General features: G+C 61.1%; 15 protein-coding genes. 3 read left to right on the top strand and 12 right to left on the bottom strand.

Going from position 1 to position 16859, the window contains the following annotated elements:
- The first annotated feature begins 40 nt into the window (after nt 1–40).
- On the top strand, nt 41–316 hold the full coding sequence (locus tag PspCFBP13508_RS01570; RefSeq protein WP_007912322.1) for a peptidylprolyl isomerase: 276 nt from the start codon (nt 41–43) through the stop codon (nt 314–316).
- A 44-nt stretch (nt 317–360) separates the two neighbouring features.
- Here the strand turns inward: PspCFBP13508_RS01570 and PspCFBP13508_RS01565 are convergent, their stop codons facing one another.
- The 8 genes from PspCFBP13508_RS01565 to PspCFBP13508_RS01530 all read right to left on the bottom strand — a co-directional run bounded on the left by PspCFBP13508_RS01565 (nt 361) and on the right by PspCFBP13508_RS01530 (nt 7087).
- On the bottom strand, nt 361–1284 hold the full coding sequence (locus tag PspCFBP13508_RS01565; protein WP_137213443.1) for a sugar kinase: 924 nt from the start codon (nt 1282–1284) through the stop codon (nt 361–363).
- A 134-nt stretch (nt 1285–1418) separates the two neighbouring features.
- Nucleotides 1419–2633: an amino acid deaminase gene (locus tag PspCFBP13508_RS01560; protein WP_137213442.1), complete on the bottom strand. Its 1215-nt coding sequence runs from the start codon at nt 2631–2633 to the stop codon at nt 1419–1421.
- Nucleotides 2634–2671: 38 nt separating this feature from the next.
- Nucleotides 2672–3436: an IclR family transcriptional regulator gene (locus PspCFBP13508_RS01555; protein ID WP_110646502.1), complete on the bottom strand. Its 765-nt coding sequence runs from the start codon at nt 3434–3436 to the stop codon at nt 2672–2674.
- Nucleotides 3437–3646: 210 nt separating this feature from the next.
- Nucleotides 3647–4033, bottom strand: coding sequence for a RidA family protein (locus PspCFBP13508_RS01550; RefSeq protein WP_130911291.1), 387 nt, complete (start codon nt 4031–4033; stop codon nt 3647–3649).
- A 31-nt stretch (nt 4034–4064) separates the two neighbouring features.
- Nucleotides 4065–4856, bottom strand: coding sequence for an amino acid ABC transporter ATP-binding protein (locus PspCFBP13508_RS01545; RefSeq protein ID WP_073474746.1), 792 nt, complete (start codon nt 4854–4856; stop codon nt 4065–4067).
- Nucleotides 4853–5515, bottom strand: a complete 663-nt coding sequence (locus tag PspCFBP13508_RS01540; protein ID WP_071172258.1) for an amino acid ABC transporter permease — start codon at nt 5513–5515, stop codon at nt 4853–4855. Before PspCFBP13508_RS01540 ends, PspCFBP13508_RS01545 begins: the two co-directional genes overlap by 4 nt.
- Before the next feature lie 9 nt (nt 5516–5524).
- Nucleotides 5525–6187 (bottom strand): amino acid ABC transporter permease, encoded by a 663-nt coding sequence (locus PspCFBP13508_RS01535; protein WP_024012746.1) that lies wholly within the window; start codon nt 6185–6187, stop codon nt 5525–5527.
- A 51-nt stretch (nt 6188–6238) separates the two neighbouring features.
- On the bottom strand, nt 6239–7087 hold the full coding sequence (locus tag PspCFBP13508_RS01530; protein ID WP_016774493.1) for a transporter substrate-binding domain-containing protein: 849 nt from the start codon (nt 7085–7087) through the stop codon (nt 6239–6241).
- A gap of 458 nt (nt 7088–7545) precedes the next feature.
- Here PspCFBP13508_RS01530 and PspCFBP13508_RS01525 point away from each other — a divergent pair, with 458 nt between their 5' ends.
- On the top strand, nt 7546–7977 hold the full coding sequence (locus PspCFBP13508_RS01525; protein ID WP_137213441.1) for a thioredoxin family protein: 432 nt from the start codon (nt 7546–7548) through the stop codon (nt 7975–7977).
- Nucleotides 7978–8092: 115 nt separating this feature from the next.
- Complete coding sequence (locus PspCFBP13508_RS01520) at nt 8093–9169, top strand: GGDEF domain-containing protein (RefSeq protein WP_130911295.1); 1077 nt, start codon at nt 8093–8095, stop codon at nt 9167–9169.
- A 35-nt stretch (nt 9170–9204) separates the two neighbouring features.
- On the opposite strand, the gene PspCFBP13508_RS01515 is transcribed toward PspCFBP13508_RS01520, so the two are convergent.
- From PspCFBP13508_RS01515 to cobN, 4 genes are all read right to left on the bottom strand, one after another.
- Nucleotides 9205–10764, bottom strand: a complete 1560-nt coding sequence (locus PspCFBP13508_RS01515) for a TerC family protein (RefSeq protein ID WP_130911296.1) — start codon at nt 10762–10764, stop codon at nt 9205–9207.
- A 357-nt stretch (nt 10765–11121) separates the two neighbouring features.
- The gene (locus PspCFBP13508_RS01510) at nt 11122–11814 is read right to left on the bottom strand and encodes a VWA domain-containing protein (RefSeq protein ID WP_137213792.1); all 693 of its coding nucleotides are present in this window, start codon (nt 11812–11814) and stop codon (nt 11122–11124) included.
- The gene (locus tag PspCFBP13508_RS01505) at nt 11787–12797 is read right to left on the bottom strand and encodes an ATP-binding protein (protein WP_137213440.1); all 1011 of its coding nucleotides are present in this window, start codon (nt 12795–12797) and stop codon (nt 11787–11789) included. Before PspCFBP13508_RS01505 ends, PspCFBP13508_RS01510 begins: the two co-directional genes overlap by 28 nt.
- A gap of 213 nt (nt 12798–13010) precedes the next feature.
- Nucleotides 13011–16859 (bottom strand): cobaltochelatase subunit CobN, encoded by a 3849-nt coding sequence (cobN, locus tag PspCFBP13508_RS01500; protein WP_137213439.1) that lies wholly within the window; start codon nt 16857–16859, stop codon nt 13011–13013.

The following is a 16859-nucleotide window of genomic DNA, read 5'->3' as shown; positions in this document are numbered from 1 at the left end:
TCGCGCGCCCCGCTGTCACCCCGTTATCAGGTATTGCACGATGAAAGCCCAAGCCCGCCACATTCTGGTGAAAACCGCCGAAGAGGCCGAACAACTCAAACAGCGCATTGCCAAGGGCGAAGCGTTCGATGTGCTGGCGAAGAAATTTTCCACCTGCCCGTCCGGCAAACGCGGCGGCGACCTGGGCGAAGTGCGGCCGGGGCAGATGGTCGGCGCGATTGATGCGGTGATTTTCAAGAAACCGCTGCGTACCGTGCATGGGCCGATCAAGAGCAAGTTTGGGTATCACCTGGTGCAGGTGTTTTATCGGGATTGATTGCTGCTTCTGTGTAGGAGCTGACGAGTGCAGGGGAATGCATTTCAAGTTCGGGGGATCAGCGCTCCGGGCACTTGAATCACCCGACTGGCCAATTCATGTCCTGCTTGCGCGGCCTCTGCCGGACTGCCGCCGAGCAGGCGCCTGGCCAGGTACGCCGCGCTGAACGAATCCCCTGCCGCCGTGGTGTCGACAACCTTGTCGACCTTTTGCGCCGGCACTTCAAACGCCTCACCGTCGCAACGAATCAGACACGCCTCGGCGCCACGCTTGAGCACCACTTCTGGCGTGCCAATCTGCGCATACGTCGCAAACACCTCGGCGCAATCGCCGAAACCGAACAGCGCCTGTTCGTCATCCACGGTCAGCAACGCCAGATCAACATAAGGCAAGACGCTGCGATACGCCGCTCGCGCCTCGTCCACCGACGCCCACAGGCGTGGGCGGTAGTTGTTGTCGAACACAATGCGCGCATCGCGTTGTCGGGCTTCGCTCAACGTCTTGATCAACCGGGCGCGGCCTTGCATGCCGAGTACCGCGAGGGTGATCCCACTGAAATACAGCACGTCGTAGTGCGGCAACGCCGCGAGGATCGGCTCGGCCGCAGGGGTGGTGAAGCAATCGCGTACCGCCGCTTCGTTGCGCCAGTACAGGAAACGCCGCTCGCCGTTGGCGTCGGTCTGGATGCAATACAAACCAGGCAGCCGACCGGGCAGGCGCTGCACCAGATCGAGGCCGATGCCTTCGCTGCGCCAGATCTGGCACATGGCGTCACTGAAACTGTCATCACCCAGTGCGGTGACGTAGTCGACTTGCGCCTTGTCGTCCAGCGCACGGGACAGATACACCGCCGTATTGAGGGTGTCGCCACCGAAGCTTTGCTGCAGACTGCCGTCGGCGCGTTGCTGCAGTTCGATCATGCATTCGCCGATCAGGGCGATGCGTGGGGTGTTGCGGGGGGTTTTCATCGGGTGGGATCTCTGGGGGTTCGGTGGTGGCTAAGCGGGCGTCTTCGCGAGCAGGCTCGCTCCCACAATGGAACGCATTGATCTTGTGGGAGCGAGCCTGCTCGCGAATAGCCGCCGCAACGCAATCTCAAGCCTTAGAAACAAGTCTCCATGGTCTCGATGACCGCCAGCTGCTCATCCACCAGTAACCCTACCCGCCACTTGTCGAACGTCAGGCACGGGTGCGAAGTGCCGAAGGAAATGATGTCGCCGACCCGCAGCTCTACCCCCGGCGCCACGCTCATGAACGCATGCTGATCCATCACCGCCGTGACCTTGCACGCACCGATATCATCCCCCGCCGCCGGCACCACACCGGCCTTGTAGCGCAACAACGGCACCGGCAAACCGGCATCGAAGGCGACGTCGCGCTTGCCCAGGGCGATCACCGCAAAACCCGGTTCCGGCAGCGACTGCACATGAGCCCAGACTTCCAGCGCCGGGCGCAGGCCTTCGTGCAGATCGCTGCGACGGTCGAGCACGCAGCACTGCGCCTCTTTGTAGATACCATGGTCGTGCGCCACGTAACTGCCCGGGCGCAACACACTGAGGAAACGGCCAGCGGCGTTCTGGGTTTCGAAGGATTCGGCGATCAGGTCATACCAGGCCGAACCTGACGCAGTGATGATCGGTTTGGCGATGGCAAAGGCGCCGCTGTCCTGCAACTGCACCGCCAGGCGCACCAGCGACGCGGCGAACTCGCGAATGCCACTGACCGCATGATCGCCATGAATCACGCCTTCGTAACCTTCGATGCCGGTCAGGGCCAGCGCCGGTTGCGCATCGATGGCCTTGGCCAGCTCGATGACTTCCTGCTCGCTGCGGCAACCGCAACGGCCGCCAACCACGCCGTATTCGATCATCACGTTGAGCTTCACCCCACGTGAAGCGAAGTAAGCCCCGAGGTCGGCGACGTTGTCGGGGTGATCGACCATGCAATAAAAATCGAACGTCGGATCGGCGAGCAGATCGGCAATCAACGCCATGTTCGGCGTGCCGACCAACTGGTTGGCCATCAATACCCGGCGCACGCCGTGGGCATAAGCGGCGCCGGTCTGGGTAGCGCTGGCGAGGGTGATACCCCAGGCGCCGGCGTCAAGCTGTCGTTTGAACAATGCCGGGGTCATGCTGGTTTTGCCGTGGGGCGCCAGTTCGGCGCCGCTGTCGCTGACGAATGTCTGCATCCAGCGAATGTTGTGCTCCAGCGCCTCGCGGTGCAGCACCAGCGCCGGCAGGCTGACGTCGCGGGTCAGTTGCGCGCCGATGGCGGCGTCGCCTTTTTCTACGGCAGAGTTGATGGCAGTGGTCATGATCCAATCCTCACAGTCGCGGCCGCAGGCAGCCGCGGTTATTCGTTGATCCGCCGGGCGAGGCTGTTGGCGCTCTCGATCAATACCCGGCGATAGTCGTTGTAATTGTTTTTCGCATCGGCCCGTGGGGCGACGATGCACAGGGTACAAATGGCCACGCCTTGCGGGTCTTTGACCGGCGCGGCGAAGCAATGGGTGAAGGTGTCGGCGACGCTGTCGAAGGAGAAGAAGCCATCGCTGCCGGCCTGACGAATCTCCGCCAGAAAACGCTCCAGTGGCAGGCGTTCGCCGTCGGGCAGGATGTAGTCATCCTCGTCGATCAAATCGATGATTTGTTGATCGCTCAAATGCGCGAGCAGCAGACGCCCGGAAGCTGTCCACGGGATCGGCGCGTTTTCGCCGATGTCGGACGAGATGCGGAAATGCCGCTCGCCTTCTTTCATCAACGCCACGGTGTATTTGCGCCCGTTGAGCAGGCACATCTGCGCAGTTTCACGGGTCTGGCTGACGATCTCCTGCAAAGCGTGATCGGCCTCGCGGCTGAGGTCGAAATGCCGCAGATGCGCCTGACCAAGGAAGTACAACTGGCGGCCAAGGTAGACGTGGCCATCCTTGCCCACCGGCTCCAGAATCCGTCGCTCCAGCAAGGACGCGACCAGTTCGTAGACCGTCGATTTCGGACTGCCGATGCCGTTGGCAATGTCATTGGGGCGCAGGGGCTGGCCGATTTCCTTGAGAAAATCGAGGATATCGAACGCCCGGTCCAGACCGCGTGCCCGGCGCTTGATGGTGTCTTCGGTCATGTCAGTGGTTTCCATTCAAAGTCGCCGGATGGTAACTGGCCCTTGATGCCATGTCAGTGACATTGCTGCCCTCACCCCCCGCCCTCTCCCAAAGGGAGAGGGCGCCTGATCGTGTCAATGCATAAATCACTGATAAACGCTGACTCTGCATCGATAAAGATCAGTTCCCTCTCCCTCCGGGAGAGGGCTAGGGTGAGGGGAAAGCTTCACTCAGATCTTCTTGTAGGCAATGCAGTCGATCTCAACCTTGCAATCAACCATCATGCTTGCCTGCACACAGGCCCGCGCCGGGGCGTGTTCGGGTTTGAAATACTCGGCGAAGACCTTGTTGAAACTGCTGAAATCCCGTGGATCGTCCAGCCAGACGCCGGCGCGGACCACATCTTCAAGACCATAACCAGCCTCTTCGAGAATCGCGATCAGGTTCTTCATGGTCTGGTGGGTCTGTTCGACAATGCCACCAACGATGATCTCGCCATCCACCGCCGGAACCTGGCCGGACACATGCAGCCAGCCATCCGCTTCAACTGCGCGGGCGAATGGACGAGGCTGGCCGCCGGCGGCGGTGCTGCCGGTGCCGTAACGCGTAATGCTCATGGGTGTTTCTCCTGATTGCAAAAGTACAGATTCAAAACCGCGTGCTCTTGAGAAATTCCGCCAGACGCGGCGATTGCGGGCGTTCGAACAGTTCCTTGGGAGGTCCCTGCTCTTCGATCCGCCCTTGATTCATGAAAACGATCTTGTCCGAGACCTCGAAAGCGAAACGCATTTCGTGGGTCACCAGCAACATGGTCATGCCGTCCTCGGCCAGGCCCTTGATCACGTTGAGCACCTCGCCGACCAGCTCCGGGTCGAGGGCCGAGGTGACTTCGTCGAAGAGCATCAAACTCGGGTTCATCGCAATGGCCCGGGCAATCGCCACGCGCTGTTGCTGACCGCCGGACAACTGGCCGGGAAAGTGATTGCGCCGCTCCAGCAGGCCGACGCGCTCCAGCCATTTTTCCGCAAGCACTACGGCTTCATCCTTGTGCATCTTTTTCACCTTGAGCAGGCCCAAGGTGACGTTCTGCAAAGCGGTCAGGTGCGGGAACAGGTTGAATTGCTGGAAGGCCATGCCGGTCATCGCACGATGGCGGGCAATAACCTTTTCCGCATGGCGCACACGTTTACCGTTGACCTCGTCGTAGCCGATGGACTCGCCGTCGAGCAGGATCTGCCCGCCCTGAAACTCTTCAAGCATGTTCACGCAACGCAGCAGCGTGGTCTTGCCCGAACCGCTGGAGCCGATCAGCGTGACGACGTTGCCGCGCTGCATGCTCAGGTCGACACCCTTGAGCACTTCCACCGCGCCGTACTGTTTGTGCAGGCCGCGAATGTCCAGCAATGCCTGATCCTGTGAAGCAACTTGAGCTTGAGTCATGGCAGGGCCACCCGCTTTTCAATGTGCCGGCCGAGTAATTCGATGCCGTAGTTGATGACGAAGAACAGAAAACCGGCGAACAGGTAGAACTCCAGGGTCATGAAGTTCCGGGCGATGATCTGTTGCGTGCTGAGCAGCAATTCGGCGACGCCTATCACCGAAAGCAAGGTCGAAGCCTTGACGATCTCGGTGGACGAGTTGACCCAGGTCGGCAAAATCTGCCGCAGCGCCTGAGGCAACAGTACGTAGCCGAGGGATTGATAGAACGTCAGGCCGATGGCTTTCCCCGCCTCCATCTGCCCGCGCGGCAAGGCTTGCAGCGCGCCACGGACGATTTCGGCGACGTGCGAGCCGCAGAACAGCGTCAGGCCCAGGGCGCCGGCCTGAAACGCGCTGATCTGCCAACCGAGCGCCGGCGCCATATAAAAGCAGGCCAACACCAATACAAACACTGGCGTGCCGCGAATCAGATCGACGTACAGCCGAAACGGCGCGCGCATCCAGAACTTGCCGTAAGTCAGCACCAGACCGGCGACCACACCAAGCAGCGTGCCCAACACAATAGCCAGCGCCGAGACCTGCACGCTGGTCAGAAAGCCCTGCCACAACGGCTCGCGCGCGACCCACAATTCATGTAACCAACTGGGAGATTCGTACATCGCAGCCTCCTATCGGCGGATCGCCAGACGCTGCTCGAGGTAACGCAGCAGCATGGCAATGAGGTAACAGGCCGCGACATACAACGCCGTGGTCACCAGCCAGGTTTCAATCACCCGGTAGCTTTCGACGTTGATCTTGCGCGCGTAATAGGTCAGCTCCGGCACCGCAATCGCGGCCGCCAGTGAGGTGTCCTTGAACAGCGAAATGAAGTTGTTCGACAACGCCGGCAGCACGTTGCGCAGCATCACCGGCACGGTGACGTAAGCCTTGACCTGCCATTCACCGAGACCGATTGCCAGCCCGGCTTCGCGCTGGCCTTTGGGAATGCTCAACAAGCCGCCACGGAACACTTCGGTCAGGTACGCGCCGGCATACAGCGACAGGGTGATGATGAACGACGGGATCTTGTCCAGACGAATCCCGAGACTCGGCAGTGCAAAGTAGATCAACAGAATCAAAACCAGAATTGGCGTGTTGCGCACTACCGTGACGTACACCGAGGCCAGCACCCGCAAGGCGCGATGCTTCGACAGCAAGGCAAACGCCATCAGCAGGCCGATCACGCAGCCGATGGCGATCGACACCAGCGCCAGCTGCAAGCCCAGACCGAGCCCCGCCAGCAAGGTGTCGAAATCGCGCCACACGGCGGCAAAGTTCAACTGATAGTTCATGGTCAGCAATACCTTGAGCGGGGCGACGGTCATCGCCCCACTCTCACGGGATCATTTGAATTCGACTGGGAAACCGATCGCGGGCGACGGCAGATCTACACCGAACCATTGTTTGAACGAAGCGGCATAGGTCGGGAATTCAACCCCGGTCATGGCTTCATGCAGCGCGGTGTTGACGAAGTTCAGCCAATCCTGATCGCCACGTTTGACGGCGCAGGCGTAAGTCTGCGGGCTCCAGGCGTAGCTTGGGCTGCGGTAGCGGCCCGGGTTCTGCACCATCAGGTATTTGACCGACGACTGATCGGTAGCGGCGGCATCGGCGCGACCGGAGTTCACCGCCTGGTACATCAGGTCAACGCTGTCGTACTGATCGACCTTGGCCTTGGGCAATGCCTGATGCACCAGTTCTTCCGCGTAGACGTTCTGCAGCACCGCAACGGTGACGTCATCGCCCGCCGCCTGCAGGTCTTCGATTTCCTTGTACTTGCTGTTGTTCGGCAACAGCAGGCCAACACCTTCGCGGTAGTACGGCAGGGTGAACGCGACTTGCTGTGCGCGGCTGGCGGTGACGGTGATGAACTGGCAGCTCATGTCGACCTTGTCGGTCAGCAGATTGGGAATCCGCGCATCGGACGACTGCACCACGAACTCGACCTTGCTCGGGTCGTTGAACAGCCCTTTGGCCACGATCCTGGCGATGTCGATATCAAAACCCTGCAACTTGCCGTCCGCGCCCTGAAAGTGCCACGGCGCATTGGTGCTGCCGGTGCCCACGATCAACTTGCCACGGGCGAGAACACTGTCGAGCTTGCTGTCGGCAGCCTGGGCCAGGCCCATAACCGAGGAAGAAGCCGCAAGAACAAAAACACACGCTTTGAACAACGAAGGACGGCGATGCATGGCAAGCACTCCATAATTGTGTTTATTCCGCTATACCGGAACACGGTTTATTACTACGGAATAGACAGCAGAAAGTGTGCCACAGGAATCTCGCGAAATCTGTAACTGCTTTGAATGCTATTGGAATCAACAAGATATGGTTCGTGGACCAAAGGGTTTGGCCCGAACTAGAACGAAGAAAATAGCTGACACAGCCATTAAAGGGGAAATGCGTTCCCAACTTGGGTCAGATCGCGCCGTTGTGGTGCGAATCAGGGTGACAGTTGAACAAGACCCGGTATCAGCGCTTTAGCGCCTGCCTGTAGACATCCCCACCCTGCCGTTTCCCGACGGCTATCACCGTCACGACAGCACTTCTCGTGTTTACGCAGCCCACCTGTAATTTCTGACAGTAGACCGCGACGCCCCTACTCCTATAACGTCAAGGAGCCTACCCGCTCGTTGAAAAGGACCCTTCGATGAACGCGACAAACACAACTTCCGCGCTGGATCCGGTTTACCGCAAAGCCCTGAAAACCTGGCGTCCGGTCATTCTTTATTTCGCCAATGAACACTGCCCCGCCTGCGAATGGGCCGGGCCGATCTTTCGGCAGATTGCCGAGCCTTACCGACTGCGCGCCAACATCTATATGCTCAACACCAGCCAATCGCCCAAGCACCCGAACGTCACGGGCACGCCAACAGTGCTGTTCTATAAAAACGGCAGGCTGCTGAAAAAGCTCAAAGGTATCGGCACCGAGGAAACCCTGGCGAAGGATATGGCCCGGCATGTCGGCAGAACGAAGGCGCCCGCAGCGCCACGCAAACATCACCATGATCTGGCATGGCTGAGGCGGACGCTCAGTTCATTGCGCACGGTCTCGCGTTCGCGCCACCGGCTTCTGCGCTGAACCCGACCGGGATTGGACAACCCGCGGTCTGCCTGCTTTGCTGTTGAGCGAACACATTGCGCGCCGCCCGCCGGTTCGGGTGGTTGCCAGGATCGGCGCAGACAGCGGGATAAGCATGTTCGAAACCATTGAAGCGCAAGCGTTGAAGGAAACCGCGTCTGACGAGTTGAGGGAAGAGTTTCTCCAGCGCGAATTCGAACGGCTCAAACCGTTCAGCCTGTTGATCTATGTGGTCAGCATTTTCATGTGGCTACTGTTTGATCTGATCGTCAGTTTTCTCGGCGGCCAGGGTTTCACGTGGCGCTCGATGGCGTTTCTCGCTGGTTTCGCGCTGTTGACGGTGGTGCTCGGCTTCACTCGCAGAGCCAGTCATTTCGATGTGCTCACCTTGCTTCTGGTTCTGGGATTGACCGTCGGTGTGCGAATGATCGTCGACGGCCTCGCGCCTGCTTCGCACAGCTTGTGGCTGGTGCTGGCAGCAGCGAGCATGTTGTACAGCGTGTCGGTACTGCCGCTGCGGCGCTGGGCGTTCTTTGCGGTACAAGTTGTGATCTGGGTGATCCTCAACCCGTTTCTCGCCACCACTACCGAAATCACTGAACTGCGCGGCGTCCTGACTGCCTGCTACAGCGTGTTCCTCTGCGCACTCACGGTGTACACCTTTTTGAAGTTCCGTGAGGCCAAGCTGAACAACTACCTGATGTCGCGGTTACTGCTGGAGCAGGCCTATAACGACCCGCTGACGCAGATTCCCAACCGGCGCTCGTTCATGACCCACGCAGGGCAACGGCTGCTGGCAAGCCCGCGCGAGCGCGATCATTACCTGATGATGATCGACATCGACAACTTCAAGAAGGTCAACGATACCTACGGGCATGACATCGGTGATGAGGTGCTCATTCGCGTCGCGGCCGATATCAAGGCAGTGATGGTTGCGTTTGACTACGCGCGTATGGGCGGTGAGGAGTTCGCGATCTATCTGGCGGGAGTGCGGCGCGAGGATGTTGAAAGCCTTGCCACGCAACTGTGCCAGTCAGTGCGTGAACAGCCCACCCAGCACCCGGTCACCATCAGCATCGGCATTACCCGGGTGGCTGAGGGTGACTCGTTGAATCAGGCGCTGATCAAGGCGGATGCGGCGTTGTACGAATCAAAGCATACGGGCAAGGACCGCTTCACTTTTCATCAGTAACAAGCGCAGCGACCGCTGCGCCATTCCGCGAATGCTCAAGCCACCTCACGCTCCAGCAACACCCGCGTCACCCGTCGCTCTTCAACCGCTTTGACGGTCAATTGCCAGCCCTCGTATTCCAGCCGATCACCGGTCATCGGCAACCGATCCAGCAGACTCATGACCAACCCGGCCATGGTCTGATAATCCTCGGTCGGCTCGGCATCGAAGCCGGTACGCTGGCGTACACGAGCCAAGGGCAGCGCGCCGCTGACCAGAAACCCGCCGCGCTCTTCGACCACATCAGGGCCTTCGATTTCACTGGCATCGGGCAACTCACCGGCGATCGATTCGAGGATGTCGGTCATGGTCAGCACGCCGACAAAATCGCCGAACTCATTGACCACGAAGGCAATGTGCGTCGATGCCGCGCGCATCTGCTCCAGGGCATTGAGGATCGAGTAACTGTCGAGCAGATTGACGGTCTTGCGTGCCAGATGCTCCAGGTTCGGCTCGTTGCCGGCCAGATACTCCTTGAGCAATTCCTTCTTGTGTACGAAGCCCAGCGGCTCATCCACCGCGCCATCGCGAATCAACGGCAAGCGCGAGTACGACGAATGCATCAGCTTGGTGCGAATGGTTTCGGCATCATCGGCAAGATCAATCAGGTCAACGTCGGCGCGCACCGTCATCAGGTTGCGAATCGGCCGCTCCGCCAGTTGCAGCACACCGCTGATCATCACCCGTTCACGACGGTCGAACAGCTCGGCCACCGGCGCTTCACCGTTGTCCAGCAGGTCGGAGATTTCCTCGCCGACCTCCTCCACCGCCAGCTTGCGGCCACCGAGCAGACGCATCACCGCATGGGCTGTGCGCTCGCGCATCGGGCGCACGCCCTGCATCGAACGCTTGCGCCGAGCCCGGGCGATCTGGTTGAAGACTTCGATGAGGATCGAGAAACCGATAGCCGCGTACAGGTAACCTTTCGGGATATGGAAGCCCAGACCTTCTGCGGTCAGGGCAAAACCGATCATCATCAGGAAGCCCAGACACAGCATGATCACGGTCGGATGCGCGTTGACGAAGCGGGTCAGCGGCTTGCTGGCAACGATCATCAGGCCGATGGAAATGATCACGGCGATCATCATCACCGCCAGTTCATCGACCATGCCCACGGCGGTAATCACCGCGTCGAGGGAGAACACCGCGTCGAGCACCACAATCTGCGCCACGATTGGCCAGAACAATGCGTAGGTCGTGTTGGTCGAGCGCTCGCCGACGTGGCCTTCGAGGCGCTCATGCAACTCCATCGTCGCCTTGAACAACAGGAACACACCACCGAACAGCATGATCAGGTCGCGGCCGGAGAAGCTCTTGTCGAACACCTCGAACAACGGCTGCGTGAGCGTAACCAGCCAGGAAATGCTCGCCAACAGGCCCAGGCGCATGATCAGCGCCAGGGACAGGCCGATGATCCGCGCGCGATCACGCTGATGCGGCGGCAGTTTGTCGGCAAGAATTGCGATGAACACCAGGTTGTCGATACCCAGTACCAGTTCCAGCACGATCAGAGTCAACAGGCCTAACCAGGCCGTGGGATCCGCTAACCATTCCATAAAACGTCTCGATCTCTCTTCAGTGAATTCAGGCGGCCAGACACGGCGAAGTGCAACGCGGAGGCTCAAGAGCCGCGTTATCAACCATAGTCGGGAGTCGGAAGACGGGGTGCTGCGAAAGAATCAAGACCGCGCAACGTTGCGCTGGAGAGTGCTGACTGGGAGGCTCCGAGAGGGTGTTCATGTAAATCCTGAATGAAAAATGGCCTTGGAGCGTACAGGGTCGGCTGGCCTGCTCCACAGCGGTAAATCATTTCAAAATCTGTATAAATGACCTTGATCGCAGACTTTCAGCGTTGCTGAAGAAGCCTTCGCCAGCAGGCTCGCTCCCACAAGGTTTGAGCGGCGCGGCGGATTTCAGCGCAGACCCAGCTCATCGATATGCTGATACTGCGCTTGCAGCGCGGTCGCCAGATCCTTCGCCCGGCCCAGTCGAATCGGCCCGCGCTCAATGTCGATCAGCAATCCCGGACACGCCAGCACTGGCAACGCCGACAGTTCTTTCACGCGACCATCGGTCACGATCAGGCAGCGTTGCTGTTCGGCAGAAAAGCGCTTGCGTCGCAGCGTCAGCCATTGCTGCGCCTGCTCCAGTGCCGCGAGCAACGGCGTGCCGCCACCGGCGCCCAGACCGTCGAGCCAGACGCTCAGGCCGCTTGAGGCCTTCAAACCTTGCACTTGCCATTGCGGCGCAGAACCGCTGGCGGTCAGCAACGCCAGCCGCGCCCGCTGGCGATAAGCATCGTCGAACAGCTGCGCGAGCAGGCCCTTGGCGTCGCTCAAGGCCTGATGGCGACGGGTCGAAGCCGACGCGTCGACGATCACCAGCCAGACTTCATGGGGCGAGCGGGTGCGCTGTTGAAACAGCAGATCGGCGCGGCGCTGGGGGCGGCCATTGAGCAGCGTGCCAGGCCAGTTCACCGCACCGGCGCTGGCTGACTGCCGTTGGCCCTGACGGCCATTATCGAGTTGTCCGGCACGGGGTCTGGCATTCGCCCCCGCGTCGGACCGGGGGCGAATGCCTAGGGCTTTTTTGCCAGTGGCGGCCAGCTCGGAACGTCGCGGCGGGCACCGGTGGCTTGCGCCGTCGCCGGCATCTCGCCCCACTGGCCCTGCCCTTCACCGGATTTGCTGTCTGCGCCTGACGGAGATTGCGCTTGTGGCTCCGCGCCGGCCAAGGGCTGCTCGCGACGGCGATGGCGCAGGGCAAATTCGGCCACCGCGTCGATGTCCTCTTCAGCAATCGCATCCGCCCCACGCCACGCGGCATGGGCGCGGGCCGCGCGCAACCAGACCAGATCGGCACGCAAGCCATCGACGCCAGCAGCGAAACAACGCTCGGTAATCAACGCCAATGCCGCGTCATCCAGTGGGATGGCTGCCAAACGCTCGCGGGCGCTTTCACAACGCGAACGCAATGTCTGTTGCTGGCTTGCCCATTGCCCGCAAAAGGCTTGTGGATCGCTGTCGAAATCCAGCCGCCGGCGAATGATCTGCCCGCGCTCGACGGGCGCGGTGTGGCCGTTGAGGGCGACATTCAAACCGAAACGGTCAAGCAGTTGCGGCCGCAACTCGCCCTCTTCGGGGTTCATGGTGCCGATCAGGACGAATTTCGCCGAATGCCGATGGGAAATGCCGTCACGCTCAATCAGGTTGATACCACTGGCGGCGACATCGAGCAGCAGGTCGACCAAGTGGTCGGGCAGCAGATTGACCTCGTCGACGTACAGAACGCCACCGTCAGCCTTGGCCAGAACACCGGGCGAAAACTGCGCGCGACCGTCGCTCAGGGCAGCGTCGAGGTCGAGGGTGCCCACCAGCCGCTCTTCGGTAGCGCCCAACGGCAAAGTGACAAACTGGCCGCTGGCGAGCAGATCCGCCAGGCCCCTCGCCAGCGTCGACTTGGCCATGCCGCGCGGACCTTCGATGAGTACGCCGCCGATTTTCGGGTCGATTGCGGTCAGGCACAGGGCGAGCTTCAAGTCATCGGCGCCGACCACGGCGGAGAGTGGGAAATGCGGGGTGTCGGTCATGGGTTACTCTTTCGTGGTCGTGGATGGTCATGACGTTGTGGTGTGTCAGTTGTTGCCCTCACCCTAGCCCTCTCCCAGAGGGAGAGGGCTAGGGTGAGGGCCTCTCGAGTTCTGTCGACGTGATGCATCGGGTCGACGCAAATTTCGACAGCGCTAGAGATCGGCTCCCTCTCCCTCCGGAAGAGGGCTGGGGTGAGGGTAGCTTTTTAGCGGCTACATATCTTCCTCGATATCCAACAGCAAATTCTCCAGCGCCTCTTTATAAGCCCCAGGCTCCTGCCACATCCCGCGCTGCTGCGCTTCGAGCATGCGTTCGGTCATGTCGCGCAACGCGTGGGGATTATGTTCACGAACAAAATCCCGGGTCGCCGGATCGAGCAAATATGCCTCCGCCAGCAACGCGTACTGATGGTCATCAATCAACTGCGTAGTCGCATCGAAGGCGAACAGATTATCAACAGTCGCCGCCAGTTCGAACGCGCCTTTGTAGCCGTGACGCTTGATTCCGTCGATCCACTTCGGATTCGCCGCGCGCGAGCGCACCACGCGATTGAGCTCTTCCTTCAAAGTACGAATCTTCGGCAGATCCGGCTGGCTGTGATCGCCGTGATAACTGGCCGCCGCTTCGCCGCGCAGCGTCTCCACCGCAGCGAGCATGCCGCCCTGGAACTGGTAGTAATCGTTGGAATCGAGCAAGTCATGCTCGCGATTGTCCTGGTTTTGCAGAACTGCCTGTACCTGGCTCAGGCGCTGGCTGAACTGCTCGCGGGCAGCCGTGCCCTCGTCGGCGCCGCCGTAAGCGTAGGCGCCCCAGTTCAGGTAGACCTCGGCGAGGTCTTCGCGGGTCTGCCACAGGCGCCCGTCGATCGCGCCTTGCACCCCGGCGCCATACGCCCCCGGTTTCGCGCCGAAGATGCGCCACCCGGCCTGACGCCGCGCGGTATCTTCATCGACGCCCGACTGCAACAGCGCCTGGCGTTCGGCGCGCACCTTGGCGGCCAATGGGTTCAAGTCGTCCGGCTCGTCCAGCGCGGCCACCGCTTGCACGGCGGCGTCGAACAGGCGGATGAGATTGGCAAACGCATCACGGAAAAACCCCGAAACCCGCAGCGTCACGTCGACTCTTGGACGATCGAGCAGACTCAGCGGCAGAATCTCGAAATCATCCACACGCTGACTGCCCGTGGCCCAGACCGGACGCACGCCCATCAGCGCCATGGCTTGGGCGATGTCGTCGCCGCCGGTGCGCATGGTTGCGGTGCCCCAGACCGACAGGCCGAGCTGGCGCAAGTGATCGCCGTGATCCTGCAAGTGTCGTTCGAGAATCAGCGTTGCCGACTGGAATCCGATGCGCCACGCGGTGGTGGTCGGCAGGTTGCGAACGTCCACCGAATAGAAATTACGACCGGTGGGCAACACATCGAGACGACCACGGCTCGGAGCACCGCTGGGCCCGGCGGGGACGAAGCGACCGCTGAGGGCGTCGAGCAGACCGCGCATTTCGGCCGGGCCACAAGCGTCGAGGCGTGGGGCGACGACTTCGCGCAGATGCTCGAGTATCGAATCAACCTCAGCCCACCCTGACCCTTGTGGGAGCGAGCCTGCTCGCGAAGGCGTCGGGTCAGACAACTGTTCTTTTACTGACACACCGCTTTCGCGAGCAGGCTCGCTCCCACAGGGGACATTCAGTGCTTGGGAGATCAGGTCTGCGGCAAACAATTCGAGGCGTTCGCGGGTGTCGCCGGCGGTGCGCCAGACTTCTTCGCTGATGGCCTGCAACTCGGTCGGACGCAGGCCGCTCCACGGATCGGCCAAGGCGCAATCCAGCGGATCAAAACCGAGAGCAAACGCTTTGGCCAGTGCTCGCAGCAGACTCGACTGCGCGCCCTTGCCGTCACCGCGCGGGATGCGCAGCAACGCCAGCAAGGTGTCGATACGCAAGCGCCCGCTCGGCGATTCGCCAAAAATGTGCAACCCATCGCGAATCTGCGATTCCTTGAGGTCGCACAGATAAGTGTCCAGACGCGGCAACCAGATCGCCGCATCGGCATCGCTGTCCAGCGCTGCGTCCAGTTGCAGTTCCCTGTCGATCTGCGTGTCCCGCACCAGTTGCAAAATGTCGCGCTGCAACTCGCGGGCACGGCGCGGATCGAGCAGTTGCGCCTCGTAATACTCGTCGGCCAGCAACTCCAGATTGCGCAGCGGTCCGTAGGTTTCGGCGCGGGTCAGTGGCGGCATCAGGTGGTCGATGATCACCGCTTGCGTGCGCCGCTTGGCCTGGGCGCCCTCGCCCGGATCGTTGACGATAAACGGATAGATATTTGGCAGCGGGCCGAGCAACGCATCCGGCCAGCAGTTTTCCGATAGCCCAACGCCCTTGCCCGGCAGCCATTCGAGATTGCCGTGCTTGCCGACGTGGATCACGCCGTGGGCGCCGTAGGTGTTGCGCAACCAGAAATAGAACGCCAGATAGCCATGCGGCGGAACCAGGTCCGGGTCGTGATACACCGCGCTCGGATCGACCTGATAACCCCGGGCCGGCTGGATGCCGACAAAGGTCAGACCGAAACGCAGACCGGCGATCATCAAGCGACCGTCGCGGCACATCGGATCGTTTTGCGGCGATCCCCAACGCTCGACCACCGCAGCGCGATTGGCCTGCGGCAGCGCATTGAACATTGCCAGGTAATCGTCCATCGCCAGGCTCTGCTGGCACGGGCGCAAGTCGAGACTATCGAGGTCGTTGCTGACGCCGCCGAGCAATTGCTGGATCAGCTCGGTGCCGCTGTCGGGCAACTCGGCCGTGATCGGATAACCTTCGGCACGCAATGCGCGGAGGATATTCAGCGCCGCCGCCGGCGTATCGAGGCCGACGCCATTGCCGATGCGGCCGTCGCGGGTCGGGTAGTTGGCGAGGATCAGCGCGATGCGTTTTTCGCCGTTCGGCACGCGTGCCAAAGCTACCCAGCGCCGCGCCAGTTCGGCGACGAAATCCATGCGTTCGGGCTGGGCGCGATAGCAGACCACATCGGACTGACTGCGCTCGCTGCGCCAGGCCAGATCCTTGAAGCTGATCGGCCGGCTGATGATGCGCCCGTCAAGCTCCGGCAAAGCAATGTGCATCGCCAGATCACGCGGCCCGAGGCCCTGTTCGCTGTCGCGCCAGCCAGGCTCGTTGTCCTGGGCGCAGATCGCTTGAATCACCGGGATGTTGCGGCGAAACGGGCGCAGATGCGGCGCCTCGGGACTCGATTGGGCAAAACCGGTGGTGTTGAGAATCACCCCCGCCTCGACTTCATCCAGCCAGTCCTCGACCACCGACAGACAACCGGGTTCTTTCAGACTGGCCACCGCGATCGGCAGCGGATTGAGTCCGGCTGCCTGCAAACGCTGGCAGAACACATCGATGAACGCGGTGTTCGCCGCCTGCAAATGCGAGCGATAAAACAACAGCGCCGCCACGGGTTGATCGGGCAGCCATTCGGCCTGCCAGTCACTCAGGGCGGCGCTGTTTTTCTGTGGGTGATAAATCGCCGTGCGCGGCAGGGTTTGCGGCTCGCTCCACGGGTAATCGCGGGCGAACCATTGGTTGCCCAGGCAACGGAAGAAATCCAGTGCATTGCCCATGCCGCCCTGACGCAGGAATTGCCAGAGTCGATCGCGTGCTTCGGCGCTGACCGTGCTCAAGTCGCTGAGCTCGGGGTCCGGGCGGTCATCGCCGGGCACCAGAATCAGTTGCACGCCGCGTTCGGACAACTCGACCAGCCGCTCGACGCCGTAGCGCCAATAGGCGATGCCGCCATGCAGCGAGATCAGAATGACCTTGGCGTGGCGCAGCACTTCGTCGACATACAGATCGACCGAGGCATGATTCTGCACCTGCATCGGATTGGCCAGGCGCAGGCTCGGGTAGTCATCCGGCAATTGCTGCGCAGCCTCGGCGAGCAGCGCCAGGCTGGAATCGCCACTGCACAGGATCACCAGCTCGGCGGGGGTTTGTCCGAGGTCGGCAATGTTGTCGTCCGAGACGAATCCGCCGGGCTGAGTCCTGAGCAGGTGCAT

It is taken from the genome of Pseudomonas sp. CFBP13508 (assembly GCF_005233515.1).
In the GTDB taxonomy this organism is placed as follows: Bacteria; Pseudomonadota; Gammaproteobacteria; order Pseudomonadales; family Pseudomonadaceae; genus Aquipseudomonas; species Aquipseudomonas mercuritolerans.
This window is presented reverse-complemented; position numbering and strand designations above follow the sequence as displayed.